General features: G+C 36.1%; 24 protein-coding genes, 1 tRNA gene and 1 pseudogene. 6 read left to right on the top strand and 20 right to left on the bottom strand.

Annotated elements, in window-relative coordinates; all coding sequences use genetic code 11:
• Nucleotides 1–4: 4 nt before the first annotated feature.
• The 6 genes from C8P70_RS05140 to C8P70_RS05115 all read right to left on the bottom strand — a co-directional run bounded on the left by C8P70_RS05140 (nt 5) and on the right by C8P70_RS05115 (nt 6,391).
• Nucleotides 5–442 (bottom strand): Na+/H+ antiporter subunit B, encoded by a 438-nt coding sequence (locus C8P70_RS05140; RefSeq protein ID WP_133712331.1) that lies wholly within the window; start codon nt 440–442, stop codon nt 5–7.
• Complete coding sequence (locus tag C8P70_RS05135; RefSeq protein ID WP_133712266.1) at nt 423–2,738, bottom strand: putative monovalent cation/H+ antiporter subunit A; 2,316 nt, start codon at nt 2,736–2,738, stop codon at nt 423–425. The genes C8P70_RS05140 and C8P70_RS05135 overlap by 20 nt, the downstream gene beginning before the upstream one ends.
• Before the next feature lie 514 nt (nt 2,739–3,252).
• Nucleotides 3,253–4,065 carry a carboxypeptidase-like regulatory domain-containing protein gene (locus tag C8P70_RS05130; protein ID WP_133712265.1) on the bottom strand — a complete coding sequence of 271 codons (813 nt, stop codon included), beginning with the start codon at nt 4,063–4,065 and terminating at the stop codon, nt 3,253–3,255.
• Nucleotides 4,066–4,083: 18 nt separating this feature from the next.
• A complete protein-coding gene (locus C8P70_RS05125) occupies nt 4,084–5,139 on the bottom strand; it encodes an alpha/beta hydrolase (RefSeq protein WP_133712264.1) in 1,056 nt (351 codons plus the stop codon).
• A gap of 196 nt (nt 5,140–5,335) precedes the next feature.
• Nucleotides 5,336–5,809: an ecotin family protein gene (locus C8P70_RS05120; RefSeq protein ID WP_133712263.1), complete on the bottom strand. Its 474-nt coding sequence runs from the start codon at nt 5,807–5,809 to the stop codon at nt 5,336–5,338.
• 129 nt (nt 5,810–5,938) lie between these two features.
• Entirely contained in the window at nt 5,939–6,391 is a 453-nt protein-coding gene (locus tag C8P70_RS05115) for a VOC family protein (protein WP_133712262.1), read from the bottom strand.
• Nucleotides 6,392–6,713: 322 nt separating this feature from the next.
• Between C8P70_RS05115 and C8P70_RS05110 the strand changes: the two genes are divergently transcribed.
• Complete coding sequence (locus C8P70_RS05110; RefSeq protein ID WP_133712261.1) at nt 6,714–8,594, top strand: TonB-dependent receptor plug domain-containing protein; 1,881 nt, start codon at nt 6,714–6,716, stop codon at nt 8,592–8,594.
• Nucleotides 8,595–8,739: 145 nt separating this feature from the next.
• Here C8P70_RS05110 and C8P70_RS05105 read toward each other — a convergent pair whose 3' ends face one another.
• The 6 genes from C8P70_RS05105 to C8P70_RS05080 form a co-directional block, all read right to left on the bottom strand.
• Nucleotides 8,740–9,411 (bottom strand): WG repeat-containing protein, encoded by a 672-nt coding sequence (locus C8P70_RS05105; protein ID WP_133712260.1) that lies wholly within the window; start codon nt 9,409–9,411, stop codon nt 8,740–8,742.
• A gap of 72 nt (nt 9,412–9,483) precedes the next feature.
• Nucleotides 9,484–10,233, bottom strand: coding sequence for an SDR family NAD(P)-dependent oxidoreductase (locus tag C8P70_RS05100; protein ID WP_133712259.1), 750 nt, complete (start codon nt 10,231–10,233; stop codon nt 9,484–9,486).
• Nucleotides 10,234–10,315: 82 nt separating this feature from the next.
• The gene (locus tag C8P70_RS05095) at nt 10,316–10,888 is read right to left on the bottom strand and encodes a pentapeptide repeat-containing protein (RefSeq protein WP_133712258.1); all 573 of its coding nucleotides are present in this window, start codon (nt 10,886–10,888) and stop codon (nt 10,316–10,318) included.
• A gap of 39 nt (nt 10,889–10,927) precedes the next feature.
• Nucleotides 10,928–12,073, bottom strand: a complete 1,146-nt coding sequence (locus tag C8P70_RS05090; RefSeq protein WP_133712257.1) for a glutathionylspermidine synthase family protein — start codon at nt 12,071–12,073, stop codon at nt 10,928–10,930.
• Between the two features lie 9 nt (nt 12,074–12,082).
• Nucleotides 12,083–12,448: a hypothetical protein gene (locus C8P70_RS05085; protein WP_133712256.1), complete on the bottom strand. Its 366-nt coding sequence runs from the start codon at nt 12,446–12,448 to the stop codon at nt 12,083–12,085.
• 13 nt (nt 12,449–12,461) lie between these two features.
• Complete coding sequence (locus C8P70_RS05080) at nt 12,462–12,755, bottom strand: hypothetical protein (RefSeq protein ID WP_133712255.1); 294 nt, start codon at nt 12,753–12,755, stop codon at nt 12,462–12,464.
• Between the two features lie 108 nt (nt 12,756–12,863).
• On the opposite strand from C8P70_RS05080, the gene C8P70_RS05075 reads away from it, so the two are divergent.
• Nucleotides 12,864–13,736: a helix-turn-helix domain-containing protein gene (locus C8P70_RS05075; protein WP_133712254.1), complete on the top strand. Its 873-nt coding sequence runs from the start codon at nt 12,864–12,866 to the stop codon at nt 13,734–13,736.
• 36 nt (nt 13,737–13,772) lie between these two features.
• Here the strand turns inward: C8P70_RS05075 and C8P70_RS05070 are convergent.
• The 3 genes from C8P70_RS05070 to C8P70_RS05060 form a co-directional block, all read right to left on the bottom strand.
• A tRNA-Trp gene (locus C8P70_RS05070) sits at nt 13,773–13,843 on the bottom strand.
• A 44-nt stretch (nt 13,844–13,887) separates the two neighbouring features.
• Nucleotides 13,888–14,256 (bottom strand): zinc ribbon domain-containing protein, encoded by a 369-nt coding sequence (locus C8P70_RS05065; RefSeq protein WP_133712253.1) that lies wholly within the window; start codon nt 14,254–14,256, stop codon nt 13,888–13,890.
• 106 nt (nt 14,257–14,362) lie between these two features.
• Entirely contained in the window at nt 14,363–15,073 is a 711-nt protein-coding gene (locus C8P70_RS05060) for a hypothetical protein (protein ID WP_133712252.1), read from the bottom strand.
• A gap of 463 nt (nt 15,074–15,536) precedes the next feature.
• Between C8P70_RS05060 and C8P70_RS05055 the strand changes: the two genes are divergently transcribed.
• A complete protein-coding gene (locus C8P70_RS05055; protein ID WP_133712251.1) occupies nt 15,537–16,316 on the top strand; it encodes a hypothetical protein in 780 nt (259 codons plus the stop codon).
• Between the two features lie 23 nt (nt 16,317–16,339).
• Nucleotides 16,340–16,693 (top strand): hypothetical protein, encoded by a 354-nt coding sequence (locus tag C8P70_RS05050; RefSeq protein ID WP_133712250.1) that lies wholly within the window; start codon nt 16,340–16,342, stop codon nt 16,691–16,693.
• Between the two features lie 26 nt (nt 16,694–16,719).
• Here C8P70_RS05050 and C8P70_RS05045 read toward each other — a convergent pair whose 3' ends face one another.
• The 3 genes and pseudogenes from C8P70_RS05045 to C8P70_RS13970 all read right to left on the bottom strand — a co-directional run bounded on the left by C8P70_RS05045 (nt 16,720) and on the right by C8P70_RS13970 (nt 17,807).
• Entirely contained in the window at nt 16,720–17,328 is a 609-nt protein-coding gene (locus C8P70_RS05045) for an alpha-ketoglutarate-dependent dioxygenase AlkB family protein (RefSeq protein ID WP_133712249.1), read from the bottom strand.
• A gap of 78 nt (nt 17,329–17,406) precedes the next feature.
• The gene (locus C8P70_RS13900; RefSeq protein ID WP_133712248.1) at nt 17,407–17,598 is read right to left on the bottom strand and encodes a hypothetical protein; all 192 of its coding nucleotides are present in this window, start codon (nt 17,596–17,598) and stop codon (nt 17,407–17,409) included.
• A pseudogene (locus tag C8P70_RS13970) lies at nt 17,538–17,807 on the bottom strand (MerR family transcriptional regulator). The gene C8P70_RS13900 and the pseudogene C8P70_RS13970 overlap by 61 nt, the downstream one beginning before the upstream one ends.
• A 181-nt stretch (nt 17,808–17,988) precedes the next feature.
• On the opposite strand from C8P70_RS13970, the gene C8P70_RS05025 reads away from it, so the two are divergent.
• Complete coding sequence (locus C8P70_RS05025) at nt 17,989–18,342, top strand: hypothetical protein (RefSeq protein ID WP_133712246.1); 354 nt, start codon at nt 17,989–17,991, stop codon at nt 18,340–18,342.
• Between the two features lie 11 nt (nt 18,343–18,353).
• Here the strand turns inward: C8P70_RS05025 and C8P70_RS05020 are convergent, their stop codons facing one another.
• Nucleotides 18,354–19,205: a methylated-DNA--[protein]-cysteine S-methyltransferase gene (locus C8P70_RS05020; RefSeq protein WP_133712245.1), complete on the bottom strand. Its 852-nt coding sequence runs from the start codon at nt 19,203–19,205 to the stop codon at nt 18,354–18,356.
• 273 nt (nt 19,206–19,478) lie between these two features.
• Between C8P70_RS05020 and C8P70_RS05015 the strand changes: the two genes are divergently transcribed.
• Nucleotides 19,479–21,083, top strand: a complete 1,605-nt coding sequence (locus C8P70_RS05015) for a L,D-transpeptidase family protein (protein WP_133712244.1) — start codon at nt 19,479–19,481, stop codon at nt 21,081–21,083.
• 32 nt (nt 21,084–21,115) lie between these two features.
• On the opposite strand, the gene C8P70_RS05010 is transcribed toward C8P70_RS05015, so the two are convergent.
• On the bottom strand, nt 21,116–21,856 hold the full coding sequence (locus C8P70_RS05010) for a murein L,D-transpeptidase catalytic domain family protein (RefSeq protein WP_133712243.1): 741 nt from the start codon (nt 21,854–21,856) through the stop codon (nt 21,116–21,118).
• Nucleotides 21,857–21,903: the final 47 nt, after the last annotated feature.

Raw genomic sequence — 21,903 nt, 5'->3', positions numbered from 1 at the left:
CAATTTAAACATTTTCAGCTATGGTAAATAAAATAGTGAGCACTACGCCTATCACCACCAAATAAACTCCAATATCAAAAAACAAAGCAGTTCCTACCGATCCTATTACAGCTACTGAATCCGCAAACCAAACCCCGGTCATAAAAGGCAATCCCAACAAAACCGGTAGAAGTCCACTAAGAATAGAAAGCGCCAATCCCGCCGGGATCAAAGCCATAGGCGAAAATTGAAATAACGACAGCGTTTGCTTGGTACTGTAAGCAAAGGAATGAAGTACAAATGCGATAGAAGCTATTAGCCCTCCAACAAATCCTCCACCCGACAAATAATGCCCTCTCAATAAAACAAATACAGAAAACAACAACAATACCGGTAACAAATAATTAGTTGCGGTTCTTAAGATGGTTTGATCCTGTTCTTTTTTACTCCGATATCTCTTCATCACTTGCTCTATATTTTAACAAACTAAATACTCCTATAGCCGCAATAGACAACACAATAGTTTCTATTAGCGTATCAAATCCTCTAAAATCTACCAGAATCACATTCACTACATTTTTTCCTTTTGCCAGTTCATAAGCATTTTCAGCATAAAAACGGCTAATTTCTTTATCTGCCGGAGAAACTAATGCCTGCAAGGTGATCAAGGATATCAAAACGCCAAAAGCAATAGATATAACAGCGTCTCTAAACTGAATAGCGCGATTGCTTAAATTTAAAAATGCCGGCAATTTAAACAATACAAATACAAAAAGCACAACAGTTAAAGTGTCTATTGCAAACTGAGTCATCGCTAAATCCGGAGCTCCGTAAAACACAAAAATCAAACAAATACAATATCCGATTACACCCGTTGCAGCAATTGCTGTAAGCCTTGACGAAGTACGGATAGTAAACAATATAGCTACTACCATAATCAGAAAAACAACTAACTCATAGACTCGGAATTCTGAAAGCCCGGTTGTATTTACGTGTAAAGGAACATCTTCAAACAATTTATATCCCACTAATCCGATCACGAAAATTACAATAACCATTAAATAGACTCTCAGATACCCATTTTGAAAAAAGCGGGTATAAATAAAAGCAAAAACCCTGAATTTATCTACAAATAACGTAAATATATTTTGCGGAGAAATTGCATTAAAACGCTCCGTCAGCCGCATAGGATTTCTAAATTTCTTAAAAAGAAAATACAACAATATTCCGAAACCAATGGTCATTCCACTTAAAATCAGTGCCCGATTAACTCCGTGCCATATTTGTAAATGCTGATCTATCTTTTTTCCGTTGATAGCATGTGCCAAGGCTGTCACAAAACCGTCATCTGCCAAAATAGGTAAAACGCCAAACAGAACGCTAAAAAATGCCAGTATTAACGGAGGAAGCCACAAAACAGCTTCTGGTTTTTCAATCTCTGCACAGCGTACGGTTAATTTTCCAAAAAAAGGTTTTAGACCTACTAAAAATCCTGAACACGTCAAAAAAACATTTGTCACTACTGCCGTCACTGTTAATATCATAGCTATCGTATGCAACGGATAATGTAAAGTGGCTTCATATATAAGCTCTTTTCCTATAAACCCAAAAGTCAATGGAATTCCCGCACAAGACAAAGCACTAATCAGTCCTGCAACGGCAATCCAAGGCATCTTATGCCTGATTCCTCCTAGTTCGTTTATGTTTCGCGTATGCGTACTGTGATCGACAACCCCTGTAATTAAAAAAAGAGAAGCTTTATACAGTGCGTGAACCACAATAAAAGCACTAGCAGCATACAAAGCTTTTTCTGTACCTACACCCAGCAAAAAAACCAGCATTCCCAATGCAGAAACAGTAGAATATGCCAAAATCGACTTCATATCTTTCCTAAAAACAGAATGCAGAGCCCCATAAAGCATAGTTACTCCTCCCGCAATCTGTAACGTAGTATTCCATTCGTATTCACCGCCTAAAACGGGAGTAAATCTCGCCAGCAAATAAATACCTGCCTTTACCATTGTTGCCGAGTGCAAATAGGCAGATACCGGTGTTGGCGCTTTCATTGCTCCGGGCAGCCAAAAATGAAAGGGAAACTGTGCTGATTTTGTAAAAGCTGCAGCGAACAAAAATGAAATCAGCAATATATAGGCACTGTGATTTTTAAGAATCTCTGATTGTCCTAATAGCTCCTGAATAGAATATGTTCCGGTAATACTTCCCATCATTACTCCGAATGACAGCAGGAAAAAACCTCCTAATCCGGTAATAGACAACGCCCAAAGTGCGCTTTTCCGGGACTCTTCATTTTCATTGTTAAAGCCTATTAAAAAAAATGATGTTATACTGGTCAGTTCCCAAAAAATAAATAGCGAGATCAGATTATCGGATAAAACCAAACCCAGCATCGCTCCCATAAAAAGTCCTAAATAGCAAAAAAAGCGATGTAGATAAACATGTCCTCTCATATATGAGGAGGCATACAGATAAATTAATGTTCCTATTCCTGTTATCAGCAAGCTGAAAAGCAATGAAAGTCCATCAATTTTTAAATCCAGAGAAATCCCCAAGGAAGGAATCCATTCGTTTTTAAAGAACACATTTGTTCCTTCCCTAACCTTAGGAATATACGACAAAAAAGTAATAAAAAGAGTAAAAGGCACTAAGGTTATCAGCCCTACATATTTTGAATGCACAAACCTTTTCATCAAAAGAGTGATGAAAGCTAGTGCAAAAGTGAGTACAATTAATGTCAACATAAATGAGATTTATTTCTCTTTTTTCTTCTTTTTTCGAACGTTTGTAAATATACTCAAAAAATCAAAAACGGGAAATTACAGCTATATTCTGCGGCTTTTTTTAACAGTAAATTAGTATGAACATCTAAAAAAATACATTTTTTGTTTGTACATCATTAGTTTTATAACACAAAAAATCACAGTCATTGATAAAACTCCAATTCGCAGTATTTTAGAGAGATATTAATAAATTACTTTTTAACAGAAATAATTTTTAACCCTAATATAATAATAGTTTTTGATTGTTAATATTTTATCAATCCTTACCTCTTTATAAAAATAGAAGTTTGCGCTACAAAAACAATCTATAAACCTGAGTTCGACATAAGGATTTAGTAAAACAGGGCTAGTTGGGTTGTGTTTTCTGTTTCAAATTTAATGCTTGGTTTGCTTTCCTGAAACAAAGAGGTATATTTTAATAGCTTTTATTCTGTTTCTACTTCAGTTACATCAAGGTAAAGCGTCATCTCCTGTTTCAGTTTTCTCCACGGAAATTCACCTGCACGCTTAAATATTCCGTATTTATGCTTTCCGGTTTTATATGTAATTCCAAAACATTTTGGTGTTTCCCTTCCACTAAACCGTCAACCCATTCCAAAGAAACTGCTATTTGTTTTTTGTCTTTTATTATAATATCATAATCCTGTAAATCAACAGTAAATATCCCTTTTTTTCTATCTGTTATATCAAAAATAATATCTTCTCTATTAAATAATTTTATTGGTTCTCCTTTGTCAACATCATAAAATTTTAATCGCAATTTTACATTTTGATATTCATTACAACCAATATGAAAACTAAATTTATCAACCACAAAATCATTTTCCACATCAAAAATCATCCCTTGTTCAACGCCTAATTGATCGTCTTTAGAAGCGTCGTGGATACTGTAATATTTCATCAGCATTTTTCCAACTTTGGTATTACCGATTTTATAGCGATTAATGTGTTTTTTGATAATTGCAATTTCAGGTAAAACAGACGATTCGGGAATCAAATAAATAGTTGGATTATTTTCGAGTTCTTTTACTGATGCAACATAATCCTGATAACCTATCATCGAAAATCTAACTTTATTTTTTTCAGTGAGATATTTATTTGTTTTCATTAAAAAAGTTCCGTCTTCTTTTGAAATTGTTCCCATCGCTTTATCGATAACGCCAATACTCACATAAGCAAGATTAGCATGGGTTTCTACGTTTTTTATCGTTCCGCTAATTTGATTTTCCTGAGTAAATCCTATACTCGCCAATAAAAAGAGTATAATACTTAAAGCTATTTTCACCATAATATATTAATATTTAAGCTATTGATTTAAAATCCAGTTAACCATATAAGCACTCGCCTTTTCATCAATATAATACATCTCTTTTCCCAATACCAGTTCCGGTTCGGTTGTTAGATAATGGTCTAATCCATCCAACACTTTTATTTCCACCTTAGTATTACCTAACGACTTTAATTTTTCAACTCCCGCCACAGGATCAACAATGATATCATTAGTACCAATTATATAAAGCATTGGCACTTCTACATTAGCATACATCTTTTCAAAATCCTTTTTGATAAGAGCCTTATGTGTAGGGAATGTGGCATAAGTAAAACGTTCATAGCGCTTTGAAGTATATCCTTGTTTCTTCGCTATTTTTCTCGTCTTATACAGTAGTTTAATATCTTGTTTCATCGTAGTAGAATCTTTTGTTGTTGCAAAAGCTTGATTAAAGATATCCATAATCTTATAAGCCTCTTCTAGGTTTTCATATTTAAACTGCATTGGTAACTCCCCTATTCCATTTTTTAACTGGTATTTAAACCATTCACCATGACTTTGAACAGGAGTTGCCCATTGGACCATAAAATCAGGATTAGCTTTCTTTTTATTAACAGCATCAATAGCAATCATTCCTCCAAAACTATGACCAATAACTCCTACTTTTTTATCTTTTAAAGCAGGAAGTTGTTTCAATTTTTGAAATAAAACTGCCATATCATCAACTAATTCGTTGATTCCTATTCTAATTTCATTAAATTCTCCTTCCGATTCAGAGATTCCTCGTTCATCATATCTAAAAACAGCTATGTTATGCAACAACAATTCTTCTGCGAGTTTAAAATGATTTTCACGCGTATCAGGTCCCGATCCAGGAATTATCATCACTACTTTATAAAAGGGTGTTTTTGGCAATAACAAAGTTCCATACAACTGTATTTTTTCAACTTCATTAGTCGCATTTACCTCTATCTTATCGAAGCGTTCTTGATAGGGTAGCACGCTTTCGTATTCGTAGTAATATTTTTTGTTTTGAGCAATTGCAAAAGCTGAAAATAAAAAAACAACAGCAGTCAGTAAGATTCTTATCATATTAAATTATTGATTTATTTTTTAATAAAATATTAGTATCACTTTTTTTTTATTTCAAAAAATATTTGATAAAACTATCTGATTGATCAAATAAAAACAAAGCATATAACTATTAATTAACAAATAGAATCAGTCTGATATTAAAAAAGCATCGATGATTACTCCTCGATGCTTTTTTAAACTTTTAAAATGCTTATTATTTTTGCACTACTTCCAGAGCTTCGTAATCATCCCCATCTGTCTGATATATTTTAAACTTTACCTCATAATCCTTCGGCACGTAGATAACAATCGGCATACGTCCGTTATACCTTGCCGTTTCAGGAGTTGTCGAAACAAACATATGTCTGCCTTCTGCATCCGGACACGCCATACGCGTAGCAATAACGCCGCCTCCGCTAAAAACATAATAGTCATAGCCCCAGCCTTGCAAATCTTTTTTCTCTACCACTCCGTTGAGCTTAAAACTGTTGCATCCGTCAACATCCATCCACTTGCCTACTCTGAATTCCAGCTTTTTATTACCGTCATTTTCAGAATGAGGAACTTCTATGACCATCTGTTTATACCCTTGTTCGGGTTTTGGAAAAATAGATAAATCAACTTTTTGCGCCATAGCCCCTGTTGTTAATCCTAAAAAGACAATTACGAAACTAAATAATCTTTTCATATCAATTATTTTTATAAATAAATTTTAATACTGCAATATACAACGTTTTTTTACCAACAAATCACATATATTTACAATAAAAAACAAAAATAACTGTTAATTTACCTGATACAACTTTGCTGCAGAAACTTATTTGCCGCCGTTCATCCTGTTTTTTCCTTCGTAATGTATCATCCAGGCAACGCCAAACTGATCGATAAAAGAAGAAAACAGTTCGGCAAAAAACGTTTCACCCAATTCCATTTCCAGTTTTTGTGCTTTATAGCTCAGCTTTTCATATAATTTTTTTGCTTCGTCGGCTGTTTGAGCATCCAGCATAACATAAGTACTTGTTCCAAAAACGGCTTTTTGTCCAAAATGATCGCTGCAGTCAGACCCCATCAGCATAACCTCATCGTTAATCATAATAGCCGTGTGCAAAATTTTGTTTTTTTCCGATTCAGGAAGTTCAAAATCCGGGCTGGGCGGCATATCTCTGTATCGATTTTTGCCCAACGACGGTTTGTCAAATACCTGTTGATAAAAATTGAATGCTTCTTCACAATTGCCGTTAAAATTTAAATAAGCGTGTACTTTTGCCATACTGATTGTTTTTAGTTATTAATTATATATAGAAACTGTCTCTAATAAGCGCGGGGTATTCCTTTATGCCCTAAAAAAGACAACTCAAAAATATAGACTTTGAAAAGGTTTTTTCTTTGCATAGGACAAGTTTTAAGCGCCGGATAAAAATTCTCAATCAATCGGCGATACAGTTGGTTTGCTTTGGTTTGCAGACCGGACTACCTCAAAATTTAAAAGTGGCATAGCTGCATTTGCAAAAGAACCGATACTTTTGCCGCAATCTAATGAGCTTAAAAGAGTTATTTGAACCCTATAACAGAAAATTAATTTTTTATAACGTATGAAAAAATCAGCTATACTGTCTGCTTTTGCCTTTACTTGTGCGGTATTGAATGTGCAGGCACAGGAAGAACAAACGATACAAACCGATACCGATATAGCAGAAATTGTTATTTACGACCAGCGTTTGCAATTGCCGGAATCTTTAAAAAACAGAAACATAACCGTTCTTACACAGGAGCAAATTAAACAGCTGCCCGTAGAGTCTGTTAATGAACTTTTGGCATATGCATCAGGCGTTGATTTGCGTCAGCGCGGTCCGTTTGGCACCCAGGCAGATTTAAGCATAGAAGGAGGAAGTTTTGAACAGAACCTGCTGCTGTTAAACGGTCAAAAGATAACAGATCCGCAAACCGGACACAATTCGCTCAACATTCCGGTACCGCTGGAAGCCATTGAAAGAATCGAAATCGTAAGAGGTGCTTCGGCTCGTTTGTATGGCGTAAACAGTTTGACCGGAGTAGTAAACATCGTAACTAAAAACCCGAAAAAAGACGGTGTATTTGCCCATGTATACGGCGGAACAAGCTTTAAAAAAGATGAAGAAGAAATAAACAGCGGCGAATTCTATAATGGCAGAGGGATACAGCTGGGCGGAACACTGATAAAAGAAAAACACAATCACATGCTTTTCGGAAGCCACGATTCCGGAAGTGGATACCGCTACAATACAGCTTTTCACAACAACAAATTATTCTATCAGGGCAATATTGTACCGGATGAAAACAATGCCATTATGGTTTTGGGCGGATGGGCGCAAAGTTCATTCGGAGCCAATGGTTTTTACGCTGCTCCGGGCGATAAAGAATCGGAAGAAATCGTAAGCAGCTACTTACTCAATCTCAGCTCCACCCATCAGCTAAACAACCGTTTCAGACTATTGCCAAGCATAGCCTACCGCTATAACTTTGACGATTACCGCTATTTCAGACATCAGCTTGATGTCGCCCGAAGCAGACATTATGCACATTCGCTAACCTCAAATGTGAAAGGAGAATATCAGGGCGATTTTGGAAAAATAGCTGTCGGAGCAGAAATGCGATACGAAAAAATAAACTCGACAAACATAGGCGATCACAGCAAAAGCAATTATGGAATATACACCGAGTTTCAGAGAGAATTTATACCTGACTTAGACGTTAATCTGGGTGCATACGTCAACTACAATACAAAATACGGCTGGCAGATTTTTCCGGGTATTGATGCAAGCTATGCCTTTAATCCCAACTGGAAAGCTGTTTTTAATGCCGGAACCAGCCAGCGAATTCCTTCCTTTACAGATTTGTATTTAGATCAGCGTCCCGGAAATATAGGAAATCCCGAACTGGAACCGGAAAGAGCCTATCAGGTGGAAGCCGGAGGGAAATATATAGACAGCAGACTGAGCGCAGAAGTATTTGCTTTTTACCGGGTAATTGATGATTTTATCGATTGGATAAGACCGAATACAGACCAGCCTTATCAACCGTACAATGAGGCAAAAAATAAAACAACCGGAATAAGCGCCTCCGTAAAATACAGAGTGGGTGATGAGATTACGCAATGGAACTTAGGATTGGGCTACACTTACTTATCTCCTGAAATAGAAATCAGCCAAAAGGACTTAATTTCTAAATATGCCATTGAGAGTCTGAAACACCAGCTCGTTGCCACACTGAATTTTAAGCACCAAAACTGGAGTGCCACACTGGCTAACCGCTACAATCAGCGCTTGAGTTACAAAAGCTATTGGATTAACGACATCCGCATCAGCTATACGGCTAATCAGTTTGGAGTATATACAGATGCTCAGAATATTTTTGACGCCACTTATATTGAAGCCGGAGCTGTACCTATGCCGGGCAGATGGTTTACGATAGGGATAAAGTATAACGGCTTGTAAATTTAAAAACCTAAGAGATACTGAAATGAATTCAGCAAGACAGAAAAAAGACAGACTTGTCAAGCTGAACTTGTTTCAGCTTCTTTGTTTTATATCCTCAAAATCAGGATAGACCGAAATAAATTCAGCAGGACAGGATGAAAACCTATTGCTCAGAAACGATCACTCCCCTTTTGTTAATAACAAAAGACTTGAGCTTTATTTCCACCTGTGCTTCTCCTCCTTCAAAACTGCCAGCATAATCATACTGAAAAGGAATAACCACGTTGCCTTTGCGATTGATATAGCCAAAAAGATTATCCTGAGAGGCTAAGGCAAGACCTTCTGAAAAACTGTCTACAAAGTCATATCTCGCTTCAACTACCTTGTCGCCCGACGTATTTAAAAAACCCCATTTATCGGCTTCTTTAAAAGCGATCAATCCTTCACTGCACGTATGCAGTTCTTCATAAACATAAGGAATCACAAGTTCTCCTTTATTGTTAATGGCTCCCTGAAAATCTTCAAACGTAACAATGGAAATCCCCTCCACAAAGGATTCGATCTGATAAAAAAGCGGTTCAATATAGATGTCGCCCTGTGCATTTTTAATTCCGAAAAGTGCTTGTTCACTATCCTGAAACCATCTCAGGTTATTTTTAAACCTAAAATCCGGATCGTTTTTTAAATCGATAAACAACGTATCGGACAGAGTCCTGTTTTCTGCTGCTAAAATTTCGGTAATGGTATTAAAATAAAAATCGCGTGGTGCAAAAGCGAAATTAGAAGTGCAATTCAGCCCGAAAATCAACAGGCTTATTGCAATATTTTTTTTCATTTTATAAAGGGATAATTTGTAGTAAAACCGATACAAATGTAGTTTTTTTCACCTAATGTCATCTAAAAACGGTTATATTTTTTTGACAAATGTAGTACCGTTTCCCTGTGCTTTGGGAAAAATAGTAACATCCGCAATCTGAACGTATTCCGGTTGATTTACGGCATACGCTATTGCCTGTGCAATATCTTGCGCTATCAATGGTTCGTAACCCTCATACACCTTGGAAGCTCTTTGTTTATCTCCTTTGAATCTTACCACCGAAAACTCCGTTTCAACAGCTCCCGGAGCTATATTGGTTACTTTGATTCCGCTATGCAAAAGATCAAGTCTAAGTCCCTTTGAAATGGATTCAACTGCGGCTTTGCTCGCACAATACACTGCTCCGTTCGCATAGGTTTCTTTTCCGGCAATGGATGATAAATTGACAATGTGTCCGCCGTTTTGCTTGAGCATATAAGGCAAAACAGCTTTGGTCACGTAAATAAGCCCTTTTACGTTAATATCAATCATGGCTTCCAGATCATTTAGATCTGCTTCCTGAAAACTAGACAAACCGTGTGCATTGCCGGCATTGTTAACCAGCACATCTATTGCTTTCCATTTTTCGGGGAGCGAATTTACCGCGTCAAAAACCTCAACTTTGTTGCGAACATCAAAAACAAGGGGATAAATCTCCGTTATTTCTTCAAGCTCTTTTTGCAGTTCTACTAATTTATCCGCTCTTCGTCCGCATAAAATTAACCTGTAATTAGAGGCTAAAATTTGAGCGGTGGCTTTTCCTATACCCGATGTTGTTCCTGTGATAAAAGCTGTTTTCATGATTGATCTTTTTCTGGATTTAGAAAGTTTTATCAAAGGTAGTTAATCTTTTTGACGTTTGTTTTCTTCGAAGTGCATAAAATCACTTCAGCACCAGCTGATGTTTTGTCAAGAGTCCGGCTAAGCCCTGCGCGGAAAACATGGCTTTTTTAATGCGAGTTGATTCCGGATCAATATCGTAGTTATAACTGGTATAAAAATCGGCTCCCTCAGCGTTTGCCTTCTCAAAAACGGTACGATGCAGGTTACAATTGTCAAACATCGCCATAGATAAATCAGCCCCCATAAAATCGGCACTAATCAGGCTGCAGTTAGAAAACACCTGTTTTTTTAACTTTAACCCATAAAACTGGGCAAATTCGAGATTGCAATCTGTAAAAGAAAACTCAAATATCGTTTGGTCGATCATTGCAAAATTGACACCCGTGAAATTACAGTTTGAAAAATGAACGCTTCTGAATCCCACATAGTTGATCTCTGCATTTTTAAAATTACAATCGGTAAACTCACAATCGATAAACAGCGTAGCTAAAAAAGAACAAGCGCTTAAATCGCAATTAACAAATTTGCAATTTTCAAATTCCTTGAAAGAGACCGAATCAAATTTAAAAATCTGGTCTTGATATATTTTGTCGTAAATAAATTCAGGAGTCATAACCGTTCGGGCTAAAAGGGATTAACAATTTAAACGCAATTAATTTTCAATGATATGAGGGATAAACCTGCTTTTATTAGTAGTAATGAGGCTGTCGCTCTCTCTAAACGTAATTCCGCAAGGTTCCTGTCCGATGGTCCAGCTACCGATTACCGCATATCCGCTTTTTTCTTTATGCAGAGATGCCAGCTGTTGGCAAATATAGCCTTCATCACCATATTCTCCAGGTGAAGCTTCAACTATTCTTCCACCTTTATACAGTGTAACGTTCGCTCCCTCACGGGATAACAGTGGTTTTTTAACGTAATCTTCCATCCCTTTAGGCTCTTCAAAATAAGTTTCCAGCAATAGCGGATGGTTGGGATATAATTGCCAAAGTACAGCCATTATGGCTTTGTTTGACAAAATCATTTTCCACGAAGGCTCAATCCAGTTTGCTTTAGCCATATCGTTTGGAATATGCAGTGAAAAAGGCTCATAGATCAACCATTCCCATGGATATAGCTTAAATATATCCGTAATCATTTCGTCTTCCAAATCGGTAAAGGTTTCTCCGTCCCAACCAATATCGTCAATGTATATCAACTTGGTTTGAATACCCGCCTGTATGGCACAATCACGTAAATACTCAACATTAGTCAAATCCTCCAAAGTTCCTTTCATACAGCTAAAATGGAGGGTTTCTCCTTTGAGATATGGTTTTAAATCACTCCAGGTCTGAATCAGTCTGTCGTGCACAGAATTAAACTGATCTTTGGAGGCACCGAAATACTGCTGCATCCAAAGCCATTGCACTACGCCGGTTTCATACAATGAGGTTGGCGTATCTGCATTAAACTCAAGCACTTTTAGTTGTTTACTATAATTATCGTACGCAAAGTCAAATCTGCCGTACAAACTTGGTGCATCGTTTTCCCAGGACTCCTCAATATGCTGCTGTATAAAAAGAGGGATCTGAAAAAGATCGTACAATTTATTGGCAATTACATGATCCACAGCCGCAAGGCACATCTGCCACAAATCGGAAGTAGCGGCATAAATCTCATCTGCTAAATTCTCTGTAATGCTGTAATAGTAATGCTCAATCCAATACGGAGTAGCATGATCTTCGGTATGGTAACCAAAGCCCGTTTTTTCCAAGCGCTGCTGCCAGTCCGAACTCGGTGTTAAATATTTTATCTTCATAAAGAGAATCTATGACGCAGAAGTACCGGACTTGGCTGTGGTTCCGAATCCGCCTCGTGCAGTTTGAGTTTTCAATGAATTGGCTTTTGCTGCATTTTTTCCTACATTGGACTGTGCTGCCAATCCCTGACTGGCATATCCCATATTACCTCCCATTAGAGGACGAAATGCCATATACCACAATAAAGCACTTCCCATTCCGCCTCCGCGGTGCCGGCTGCCGTATTGTTCGGTTACTTCTGTATAAGGCGCACTTTCATCTGCCCGCATAAAAACGCGCTGTTTCAGTTCTTTCTCTTCCTGAGGTTTGGCACAACCGGCGAGTGCTGCTGTTATTAAAACAAGGCTGACAGCCTTACTGCTTCTTTTTTTCATCTTTGATTTGTAATTATTCAACAGTAACGTAAATAGGCGTTTTTACCAGGCTAACGGGATTGCTTTCTCCCCAGGCAGTGATTTCTTTTGCCGTTTTAACGGTATCTGTTTTTTGAGCGACAATTTGTCCGTTTGCCCATATTTTTTGATGGGTAATGTGCAAAATGCTGTCTCCTGAAACTTCTGACTTAATCGTAACTTCACGAGATGATTTGGTATCGAGTGCTTCTAGTTTATTTGCAGTCTGCTGTGTACAGGCACTGCAAAAAACCACTGCTAAAACGATAGTAATAATACTTATCTTCATTGTCTTTTTTTGAGAAAACAAAGTTTGTAAATAAAATACTGTTTTGCAATCCCCAAAGCTTTAAAAAAAGATTTTATTACTTTTATAAAAATAATCATCGGTTACAATATGGATGAAATAGACATTTTACAGATTGGCGATCTGGTTCACCACAAAGAAGAAATAAGCTTTTATGCCAATACCATTCCCAATCACTTACTGATTAATCACAGCAGAATTGAGAAACCGCATAAACACAATTTTTATACCAGCATGATTTTTACGGCAGGCTCCGGAACGCATGAAATAGACTTTAATCGCTACATCGTAAAACCCGGCACTGTTTTTACGCTGGCTCCCGGACAAACGCACAGTTGGGAGTTGTCGGATGACATCAATGGCTATATCTTTTTCCACAATCAGGAATTTTTTGATTTGTTTTTTGTCCGCGAAACTTTGAGAGAATATCCTGTATTCCGCTCTATATTTTTTCCGAACGGAATTTGTTTATCCGATGAGCACCAGCATCACATTACTAACTATTTTAAGCGAATGCTGGAAGAGGTAAAAAGAGATTATTGGCGCAAAGATATGATGTTAGTGAATCTGACGGTTCAGTTTTACATCGAAATCAACAGAATTTTACTATCCGGAGAGCGCTTCCAAAAAACCAACAGTCCGTATAATCTGCACTTTCAGCGCTTTGAAGATTTACTGGAACAGCATTTTATCCAGGAGAAATCAGCTTTATTCTATGCCGAAAAACTAAATCTGAGTCCTAAACACCTTAACCGGATTTGCAAAGCAACCGTAAACCAAACGACGACCGAAGTAATCTGGAACAGAGTACTCCTTGAAACAAAGAGAATGCTGATTTACTCTCGAAAAAATTTTGCCGAAATCGCATCCGTCTTAGGTTGCGATGATTACTCTTACTTTTCGAAAGTTTTTAAGCGAAAAACAGGAGCAACACCAAAAGATTTTTTAAAACATTACGAATAAAAAAATCCCTGTACAAAACTACAAGGATTTCTTTTGCACGGGTGGAGGGATTCGAACCCCCATCAACGGTTTTGGAGACCGCTATTCTACCCTTGAACTACACCCGTTTTTCGGTAAAGCGTGCAAATATAAACAACTTCCCTATATAATGCTATTCTTTTTTATAAAACATATTCAGCCACATAATCCTCGACACCCTATAGTTAAAGGTCCAAAATACAAACAATACGGCAACAATGACAATAAAAGCATCAAGCATAGATATATGCAATCCAAAGAATTCATTTAAAATAAGCCGTAAAACCATAATGGTAATCATTTCTGCTACAGTTACTCCATAACTTACATACATTGCTCCAAAGTAAAACCCGGTTTCTCTATGAAAGTTATAGTGACAATGAGGGCATTTAGGCGACATCTTTGGCATTCTGAATGTAATAGAATTTCCTTTGTCATAAAATATTTTTTCTTTACCGCAATTAGGGCATCTCCCGCTGATAACTTTACTTAGATATGACATAATTTATTTTTTTGCAAAGTAAGCTAAAAATTAGCTAAACAATAGGAACGATATACTTGTTTTTTGGTATTATTAGGACATTTAATACTCATAAAAAAAGAGATTTCTAAAAATCTCCTTCTTCTATAACGGCTTCTTCAACTTTACCTCCTTCTTCCTGAATTTCGAGGTAATTTAAAGGACTTGGAGTGTTCGTATTGTTATAATAGTCATCGTACTCTTTATATAGATTAGCAATTTCTTCCAAAGACATCACCTCTTCTTCATTTTCTTCTCCCAATGCCTTGTAATAACTAATTAACTTCAACTTATTAGTTTCATACTGACGCCTGGCGTTGCTGCGTTGTGCATAGTACAACTTTCGGTCATATCGGTATTTAGTATAAATTTCTTTGAGATTTTCTTTGTGTCTTTTTTCAAGCATTTTAAGGTCTGTTTTCAAGTTTTCATGGCTTTCCACCTCTGCCAACATACTTTTTTGAATTACCCCCCATTCTTTTAACTGAGCATCTGTTAATGTCCGTTCTATAAAAAGCTGATAAGAGTCTTTTAAATCTCTCTCATACATTTTAATTTCCGCCGGTTTTAAATTTTGTTGAGAGTTTACAAACTGAAGATCTCTTTTGATATATTCGTTTTTAATAGTCAATATACCGATTTGGCGGCGAGTAAGTTCTAATTTGTCTTTATTATCCAGAATCTGCTTTATATCGCTATATTCTACTTTTTGAACTCCGGATACAGGAATAACTGGTTTTTTTTGACTGTAACCGGCTAAAGCTACCATCAGAGATAAAAATACAATTAGCTTTTTCATTTTTTTCCTTTTTCAATATTTCACACCACAAATTTAATACAAAATATGTAATTCTTGTTTTTTATTTTAAATGTTAAATAAAAAATACTTTATTTAATAATTTATTTTTTAGGTTAAAAAAACATATAAAAAATATTTATTTGACACTATATAACAAAATATAAACAGTTTAATTTCACAATACGCACTCTTTATTTTGTCTGTTTTTTTCATACATTAGATAAATCATCAATTATTTTATATGCATTTTTTGTTAAAACCTCTTGATAATAACGCCGCTGAAAATAGTTTATTTTAGTTTTCAGCAATTGTTTTTTACTTTATTTTTTAATAAGTGACTTTAAAAGATTATTTTCGTAATAATTATCATACAAAGCTGATTAAGGCAAATCAGGAGTAAAATATTGTAACACCCATTTTTATTTGCTCTTTATTACTATATTAACTATATAAAATCAATTTTATGAAAGCTAATTTTGTAACGCTACTTTTACTTTTCGCCTCTATTAACGCATTTGCTCAGGTAAAAAACACTTCTTTGATAGAGGAAAACCCGAATTGGAAATCCTATAAGGAATTTGCTGAAACCACTTTTAGTAATGGCGAAATTAAAGAGAAAAGAGAGTATACGCTAAAAGACGGTATAATATCATTTTACAGAGTTTATGATAAAGAAGGCGACGTACAAAGAGAGGTAGAAGTAGAATATGATGCTCAGGGAAATCTTTATCAAGAGCGAAAAATGTTTGATAAATCCACAGGGATTACAAGAGAAATCATTTTTCAAAACGAATTTACCTATGACGACAAAAACAACCTGATAGATGACGGCGAAAACTCCTATTCAAAATTTAACAGAGGATTACCTCAAGTAGTGACTTCGCGAGAATACTCGGAAGAGAGAGAACAAGGCTTTAGAAGAATTCTTGCGTATAATCAAAACGGAACGATCAAATTATCCAAAACTACTTTATTTGAAGGAGAAGACAGAAAAATGATAATCATTACGTATAAATACGATGATTGTAATAATTTGATTGAAACGGTTCAAAAAACAACTATACAGGCGAAACCCCAACCTAAAAAAAGAAGAAAACGCAATAAAAATGCAGCTCCGCCTCGCAGACCTGAATTCGAAAGAAAGTATTATGCCTATGAATACGAAGGCGATACTTGCCTTTGGACTAAAAAATATGAAGTTATTAATGACGAGAAAATTTTGTTGAAAGAAAGAGAGTTTTAATTTATCTCAAATAACTACACCACATGAAACATTTTACTATTGCGGATCTGTTTCAGGATACAAGGCTGTTTGACATGGAACAGCCTTTTCTGTTCTTATCTGTCAACAGGAATCTGCCGATTAACCCTGCGATTGTACAAAATATAGAACAGCGAACCGGTTTACGGTATCAAAACAAAATAAGTGACGGAGAGGTTTGTTTTGCACATCTCAATGCTGAATTGCGAAATGAATACAAACAGACTTTTACCAAGCAAGATATTTTAGATTATATATATCATCAGTTAAACAGTCAAAAACTGACTAAAGAAACAAAAGACATCTCCGACATTTTTCTTTCTTATCCCCGAAATGCAGATGAATTTTGGGAACGATAATACAAGACTCAGCTTTACTGCAAACCTTACTCTTCAATCGTTCTAAACGTGAGGTTAATCCGGGGAGCAATAATGCGTTTGCTGGCAGGAAGCCGATGCAGCCAGTATGTCTGCGTCGTTCCTTTCATAACCAAAAGACTTCCGCGTTCCAAAAACAATTCTTTCTTTTCACCGGTCTGTTTGTGTTTAAAGGCAAATTTACGCTCTGCACCCAAACTCAGCGAAGCAATCGCTCCGTCTTTTTTTAAATCCTTTTCTGCGTCACTATGCCACGCCATTCCTTCTTTTCCACTGTGATACAAATTCAGCAAACACGAATTAAAGGTTTCATGAGTTTCTTTTTCTACCATAGCTTTTAATGCCAGTAATTCTTTAGTCCAGCACAAGGCATATTTAGTAGTATTGGAATATGTGTAAGCATAAGGTTTTTCTCCGTACCATGCTACCTTTCTTTTAGTTACAATACGCTTTCCAAAAACATGAGCTTCATCATTTTTCCATTCAATAGCTTCAAATAGCCGACAGAAATAAAAATCCGCTTGTTCCGGAGTAAGCAGCTTGCCATAATAATGAACTATCCCGTCCTTAGGCAGTAGGTTTACAGTTCTTTCCGAAAAGTCTTCAAATAGCTTCATCTGCTTCTTTCTTATTTATATTTCTACGATTTTGGAGTGATAAATCAATATCACTATCTATTCAAGGCAAAAAAATAATCACACTGTAAACACAGAGCAAGTTTTATTTGGATTTTTTAATGGTCCCCCTTCGGTTTGACAACTTTTCTTACCCGCTGTTAATTGCTGACGTGCCATTTCTAATCCTTTTATCTTTTGAGTGAGAAGTATTATTTTTTCATCAATCTTATGGCATACACTTTCACAGGTAGCTTGGTCAGCATCAAACATATCCGAAATTCAGCAATCTCGTTTAATGTAAACCCAAAACTTTTTAATTGTTTTATAGACAATAGCCGCTTCAGAGTTTCCTCGGAATATTCTTTATAATTATTAAATTACCTTTCTTTTTTACCTTCCGTTATCAAACCTTTCTTTTCGTAAAAGCGGATAGTATCTCTTGATAAAGCAGAAGCTTTTGATAATTCACCTATTAACATAGTTTGTTTTTTTCCATTTTTTACTTGACAGTTGACTATACTCCACAGTTTATCTTTACAAAGTTAACCATAAAATAAAAAAACAATTAGCTATCCTTCTCTCAGCACAACCGTACTCATTTCACTATTTTTAATAGGAACGGCGCAAATAAAAGCACAAACCCACAAACAAAATACAGTAATGAATCAGCAAAAAGAAACACCTTACAACAAAAGCTTCATTACCGAAATGCAGAAAGAGCAATTATCGTGTAAGCTGACGACTCCTGAACTTCAAAAAAGAAAAGAAACCATTATTGCAAACCTCAAAAACCAGATTATCGAGAAAAAAGAACTCGAAAAAGGTTATGCTTTCAAATTCGCCGGAACAGATAAAACTTTAGATGAACTGACAGAATTTATTAAAACAGAAAGAGAATGCTGTAGTTTTTTTACTTTTACAATCTCTGTTAGCGGCGACAAAAGCGATGCTTGGCTTGAACTAACGGGAAATAACGGAGTAAAAGAATTTATCACCTCTGAACTTGGCTTTTAACATTAACAAGGTTACAGTTTTAACACATCTGTTTTGGCATTTTCCCAACCGATAATAGCCGTTTTTCTTGTCGTTCCCCACATATAACCTCCAAAAACTCCCGAAGACTGAATAACGCGATGACATGGAATCAGAAATGCAACGGGATTGCTTCCTATGGCTGTACCTACTGCGCGGGAAGCTTTGGGGTTTCCTATTTGCTCTGCTATATTTCCGTAAGTAGACAGTCTGCCCATCGGTATTTTTAATAAACTTTCCCATACTTTCAGCTGAAAATCTGTCCCCTTTAAATGCAACCTAATTTTAGACAATGAATCTGAATTATCCTTAAAAATCGTAAGGGCATTTTTTTGTATTTCATCATTTTCTAGCTGAAAATCAGCATTCAAAAAACGGTCTTTTAAATCAGTAAAAGCTTTCTCTTCATTCTCTTCAAATGCCATATAACAAACACCTTTCTCCGTCGAAGCAACAATTAAGCGACCAAAAGGACTGGATGCAAAGCTGTAATTAATCACAAGGTTTCTACCTCCATTTCTATATTCCGCAGGAGTCATGCCTTCAATGCTGATAAACAAATCGTGAAGTCTGCTCGTACTGGACAATCCGGTTTCAAACGCCGCATCAAACAACGTTGCCTGCTGTTCTTTAAGAATGCGCTTGGCATATTCAACACTGATATACTGCAAAAACTTTTTAGGGCTTGTACCTGCCCATGCAGTAAAAGTACGCTGAAAATGTGCCGGACTCAGATTTAAATACCTTGCTACTTCTTCTAAATCTGGCTGTGCTTTAAAATTCTGCCGTATATAATCGATTGCCTGAGCTATCCGCTGGTAATTTATATTGATCTCACTATCCATAACCTGCCTTTTATATACAAATGTGGTTATAATTTCAGAAATACAAAATCCGAAACATGCTATTTTTCGTGATTTTAAAATCGTTTTTCAAAAAAATGAATAAACCTCAGTTACATTTTATAAATTTACTTTTATCACTGACCAGCATACCATTAAACTAGTGTTATTACTTAGCATTAAGAAGACATATTTTTAAAAATAAAAACTTTTTAAACAATAACTTTATTAAAACCCATAAAAAATAACTATATTTGAGATATATCCAAACATATTATGAAACATTGGCTCATTTATTTCTTATTTTTAATAACGATGGTTTCCTGCAAAAAGCTAACACCTCAGCCTATGCAGGTAATTTATCACGATACGGTACAAATACAGCCCATAGCCCATCCGGATATTTTGGATATAGATACACTTTTGCTTTCCGGCGAATCCCAGGAAATTAAAAAATTCTACAAAACAAACGAATATAAAATTGGCTGGACAGAAGAAGAAAACCGCATGCAGCTCCTTGAGGTTCTGAAAAATTTAAAGACAGACGGAATCCCTACTGAACAGTTTCCGATAGCAAAACTGGAAGAATATAATAAGGATTACGCTGAACTGTCTGATCAGGAAAAAATGAAAGCCGATATTTTATTTGCTAATAATTATTCTCTTGCACTGAATCAACTTTACAATGGAGTATTAAATGCCCGCAAACTATATAACGACTGGGATATTGATGCAAAAAACTTGAGTGCGAGCAGTACGATGGTTCTCGCTCTTGACAATAAAGCGGTAGAAATTTCATTTGACAGCATACGTCCGGCAAAACAAGTTTACACCCGTATGCGAAGCAAACTGACAGACTTATACGAACTGAATAGCGATTCTTTGCAAGTATTTAAAAATACTACTGTCAACATAAATGATACACTTTCTCAAACGAGTACCCTTGTCAATCATTTGATATTTTTAAATTATCTTTCAGACAGCATCTCCTCAGCATCCGCTGTTTACACTCCGGCAATTGCCGATGGAATAAAACAGTTGCAAAACAAGCACAAGCTTAAAATTAACGGCATCGCCGATGAAAAAACGATGGACGCTTTGGTATCGGAAGTAAATATGGTCAAAGAAAAGCTAATCGTAAACTTAGAACGTTGGCGCTGGTTTCCTAGAGAATTTGGTGAATACTACATTTTAATCAACATTCCAAATTATAGCCTTGTTGCCGTATCTGAAAATGACACATTACAATCGCATAAAATTGTTGTAGGAAAAAAAGACAGAAAAACTCCTGTTTTGTCTTCACAACTAACCACCATCGTACTCAACCCGACATGGACAGTACCTCCTACCATTCTAAAAAATGATTTGACTCCAAAAGCATCTGCAGACCGAAGTTACTTTACCAAACAAAATTTCACCATTTACAATGCCCAAGGAAAAGTAGTTTCTGCCGAAGAATGGGATCCGTCAAAAGCAAGGTCGTATCGGTATGTACAAAAAGGCGGTCCGGGAAACACTTTGGGAAGAATCAAATTTTTATTTAAAAACAATCACGCTGTATATCTGCACGATACTCCGAGCAAATGGAACTTTGACATAGATAAACGCAGCTTAAGTTCGGGATGTGTCCGGGTACAGGATCCTTTTGATCTTGCTCAATATGTTTTTGAAATTGTAGGCAATAATATCTCGCAGGAAAAAATAAATGAGATATTAAAATCCGAAAAGACAAATAATATATCGGTTTCTAAAGTTCCCGTGCAAATACATCAATTGTATTGGACTATCCAAATTGATAAAAATGGTAAAATTAAATTACTGGACGACTTATATGATCTGGATAAAGACTTGTATAAAAAACTAAACACCTCAAAAGGATAATCAATCATAAGAGGACAGTCTAAAAAAGCTTTTTAACTCAAATAATGCGATTTGGAAAGATAATCCTTACTCGGATGATAAATAAAAAGACAGGATTCGTCTTTTATCAGCTCGATTAGCTTTTTGTTTACCTCCACCGGTACAGCAGGACATCCGTAACTTCTACCCAATCTGCCCTGTGCTTTTACAAGTTTTAGCGAAGCGTAATCCGCTCCGTGTATCACAATTGCCCGTTTACGCGCATTGCTGTTAATCCCTGCTTCCAAACCATCCAACCGCATCGAAAAACCATTAATTCCCTGATAGGTTTCTCCTGTTTTATAAAATCCCAGACTACTCATATGAGAATCTACTTTATCAGAAAAAACGGTAGCAAATTCATCACCTGTATTTCTGCCATGAGAAACAAGCGATTGCAAAAGAACCTCTTGCTTCACCATATCAATCACCCACAATCTGGGCATAGCCGAAGACAAACTAAAATCTACAATTGTCAGTTTTTCATTCTTGATTTCTCCCTCGTCCTTGAGTTTTAAATATCCTTTTAGTGCTTTAGCAAACACGTCTTCTGATGGAGCTTCAAAATTATTCAGCGCCAGCGATTCATACAGAGATAATGCCCTTGATTCAAAAGATTCTTCTTTGACATCCTCTGCGTTATCGTATAAAACAGCATCGTGTTCTACTTTTTCTTTTCTTAATGAACTTCCTTCAACATGAGTTGTCAACAGCGCCAGCGAAAGTGCCCCTAACGACAATAACCTATAATTCATTCGTTTTTAATCTTTAATCATGAAACACAAAGGCGTAAAAATATAAA

The organism is Myroides indicus (genome assembly GCF_004364575.1).
GTDB lineage: Bacteria > Bacteroidota > Bacteroidia > Flavobacteriales > Flavobacteriaceae > Flavobacterium > Flavobacterium indicum_A.
The sequence above is the reverse complement of the archived record's forward strand: the minus strand, read 5'-3'. Positions and strand labels throughout refer to the sequence as shown.